The following is a 3016-nucleotide window of genomic DNA, read 5'->3' on the forward strand; positions in this document are numbered from 1 at the left end:
AACGTGAGCATAGTGACGCACAGCCGAATCGTATTCCACGTGCGCAGTATTAATGGTAATACCACGAGCCTTCTCTTCCGGAGCGCTGTCAATCTTGTCGAACTCGACCTTGGCCGAACCGAAAACCTCGGAGCAGACACGAGTAAGCGCTGCAGTCAACGTGGTCTTGCCATGGTCCACGTGACCAATGGTACCAACGTTAACGTGCGGCTTATTACGCTCAAACTTTTCCTTAGCCATCGACACCATCCTCTAACAGAAGAATTTAGCTGTGACACCAACCATTAAAACAAAGGCAGATATTTTCATATCTGCCTTGTTATATGGAGCTCTTGAGCGGATTTGAACCGCTGACCTCACCCTTACCAAGGGTGTGCTCTACCAACTGAGCTACAAGAGCGAAACACATGTTGCAAAAACAGCAAACCTGGAGCGGGTAGCGGGAATCGAACCCGCATCATCAGCTTGGAAGGCTGAGGTTCTACCACTAAACTATACCCGCGGAGCTTGCGGCTCTCGCTAAAATGGTGGAGGGGGAAGGATTCGAACCTTCGAAGTCGTAGACGTCAGATTTACAGTCTGATCCCTTTGGCCGCTCGGGAACCCCTCCTGAGCTTGGTCGGCATTTTCTATCTTTGCCTACCTACTGTCAAGCTTTTTCTCTTTAAAATCTTGAGGTTAGCTATTTGACAGTCACTTCGCAGATCAGCCACTTAGTGGTTATCCCTGTGAAGCGGGCGCCATTCTATGCAAACTATTCGACGGTTGCAATACCCTCGCACTGCATTATTTTACTCTTTAAGTCTTTGAAATCGCGGGAAAGAGTCGCAACCAGGGTTTCATCCAGCAAACGCTGGCTCTCGGGTCTAACTTGAAGCCACCAACCCGGATTATCAATTATCCTCCCCACCACTTTGCGGGATGAGATATCCAGGGCAGTCAGCCGCTGCCGCAGCACCTCCAGCACCTCCGGCGTCTCCAGGCCCCCGAGATACATGCACTGCTTTTCCGACTTGAGCTGTTCAGCCTCGCTCAAGAGACGGATATCCTGCTGGCTGCCCTTGTAAAGGGAGAGCGATTCGACCTCTTTCGCCCTAAGCGGCGCTTCCTGCTGGTGCCAGATGTAATAGAAGACGTTCAGAACCAGGAATAAAAGAAACAGCCAACGCATACGCACCTCAGTCCAACGGACAAGCAATGGCAAGCCCAACAAAGACCAGATCGGGCACGATCCGAGCCATCGGTGCTACCTGGTGCACCAGTGCCGCATCACCACCCGTTATGAACAACGCGAAGTCATCCCCCCAAAGCCGATGCGCCTCCTGAAGTTGCGTCAGGACAAACCCCTGCAGCATCAAGGTACAACCACGCTCGACCGCCTCTACTGTAGAACGGCCCGGCTCAAGACACTCCAACGCCTGCTCGGCCGAGGCGCCGTCGTAGCGAATTCTACGAGTATGCGTGCGTAGCTGATTTCGCATCAAAGGCATGCCCGGACAAATGAATCCACCGAGATGCTCACCTGCAGCTGTGACAAAGTCCGAGGTGACAGCCGTCCCGAGGTCAATGACTACACTGGCTGTCTTGGCGAGATGATAGCCACCCAACAGTGCGAGCCAGCGGTCAAGCCCCAGACGCTCATAATCCACATAGCCGTTCCGAACACCAGCCAGATTCTTCGCTGGAACAGCCTTCTTGACCGTCAACCCGTATGCCGCGACCAGAGCCGACACCAGGAGCGACGTCTCCTCTTCACTACGCACACTCACCAGACGGCAATGCTCTGGAGCCAGCCCTGCCTCGCGAACGGCGAGGAGCAAGGCCTCGTCCGAGTCAACCACGCCACCAAGAAGAACCGCACCGCTCCCCTGGATAATGCGCCACTTGATAAAGCTGTTCCCACAATCAAGCTCAAGAATCATCGCGCAACCTCAAGCTGAGTTCACCACCACTAAAGCTCTTTTCCACACCAGCAACCTGAAGGCGCAAAGCCCCCTGGTTATCAATACCCACCACAACCCCGTCGATACTGTGCACTCCAGCAACCAGCGACACAGCCCGCCCCTGCCACAGGTGAGCCGCCTCCCACTCCTCTCGCATGCTGGAAAAACCCTTTTCGCGGTGCCGGGCCAAATAGCGCTCGAGGTTATCGCAAAGCAATGCAGCCAAGGTGTTTCGGTCACTCATCCGCCCCGTCTCCAGATTGACTGACGTCCAGGCCTGATCGACTTCAGCCTCGCGCATGTTGACGTTGATCCCGATGCCAAGCACGACATGACATACATCAGCAGGATCACCCACCAGCTCCAGAAGGATTCCGGCTATTTTACGATCATCTACCAGTACATCGTTTGGCCACTTCAAACCAGCCGAGGCAACACCAATAGATAACAACGCCTGCCTGACCGCGAGCCCCACCACCAGACTCAGCCCTTCTAACTGCCGCATACCGCCCTCTATTCGCAAAACCAGGCTGAAATAGAGGTTTTCCGCAAACGGGCTTACCCAGGAACGACCGCGACGCCCGCGGCCAGCGCTCTGCCGCTCTGCCAATACCAGGAAAGGCGCGGCTTGCCCGGCAGCAATCAATCGCAATGCCTCCGCATTGGTCGAGTCGATTTCATCATGAATCAATACCGGCCAGCTAATTCCGGCCGACGCCTGAGCAATGCTTTCTGCATCGAGCAGCAACAAAGGTGTCGACAGCCGATAGCCCCTTCCCCGGACTTTGTAGACCGTCAGGTTCAACTCGGACTCCAAGAGCTGCAACTGTTTCCACACAGCGCTCCGACTCACCCCTAACGCCGCCCCCAAGGCTTCGCCCGAATGAAATCGACCATCTTTCAGGAGTTTTAACAACTTCAGCATGCCAATCTCGACTCACAATGAGGCAGGCATGATAGCCATGCACAAGGAGATTGCATAGAAAACAGAAGAGCACTGAATGGCGTGAAGAAGAGGCAAAGTAGATGTGTGCCCGGAATAGGACAAATAGCAGTTCCGAGGATAAAAACCG

4 protein-coding genes and 3 tRNA genes are annotated in these 3016 nt (G+C 54.3%); all 7 read right to left on the reverse strand.

All coding sequences use genetic code 11. From position 1 onward, the window contains the following. Nucleotides 1-240: GTP-binding protein (locus DM374_RS32220; protein ID WP_263854313.1), on the reverse strand; the 240-nt coding region annotated here is incomplete at its 3' end. A gap of 84 nt (nt 241-324) precedes the next feature. After that, nucleotides 325-400, reverse strand: a tRNA-Thr gene (locus DM374_RS32225). 28 nt (nt 401-428) lie between these two features. Next, nucleotides 429-502: transfer RNA gene (locus DM374_RS32230), tRNA-Gly, on the reverse strand. Between the two features lie 23 nt (nt 503-525). Beyond that, nucleotides 526-610: transfer RNA gene (locus DM374_RS32235), tRNA-Tyr, on the reverse strand. Nucleotides 611-754: 144 nt separating this feature from the next. Next, nucleotides 755-1171: a hypothetical protein gene (locus DM374_RS32240; protein ID WP_110973502.1), complete on the reverse strand. Its 417-nt coding sequence runs from the start codon at nt 1169-1171 to the stop codon at nt 755-757. A gap of 7 nt (nt 1172-1178) precedes the next feature. Further along, on the reverse strand, nt 1179-1922 hold the full coding sequence (locus tag DM374_RS32245) for a pantothenate kinase (protein ID WP_110973503.1): 744 nt from the start codon (nt 1920-1922) through the stop codon (nt 1179-1181). Then, nucleotides 1912-2868 carry a bifunctional biotin--[acetyl-CoA-carboxylase] ligase/biotin operon repressor BirA gene (gene birA / locus DM374_RS32250; RefSeq protein ID WP_110973504.1) on the reverse strand — a complete coding sequence of 319 codons (957 nt, stop codon included), beginning with the start codon at nt 2866-2868 and terminating at the stop codon, nt 1912-1914. The genes DM374_RS32245 and birA overlap by 11 nt, the downstream gene beginning before the upstream one ends. Nucleotides 2869-3016: the final 148 nt, after the last annotated feature.

The organism is Pseudomonas huaxiensis (genome assembly GCF_003231275.1).
Lineage (GTDB): Bacteria > Pseudomonadota > Gammaproteobacteria > Pseudomonadales > Pseudomonadaceae > Aquipseudomonas > Aquipseudomonas huaxiensis.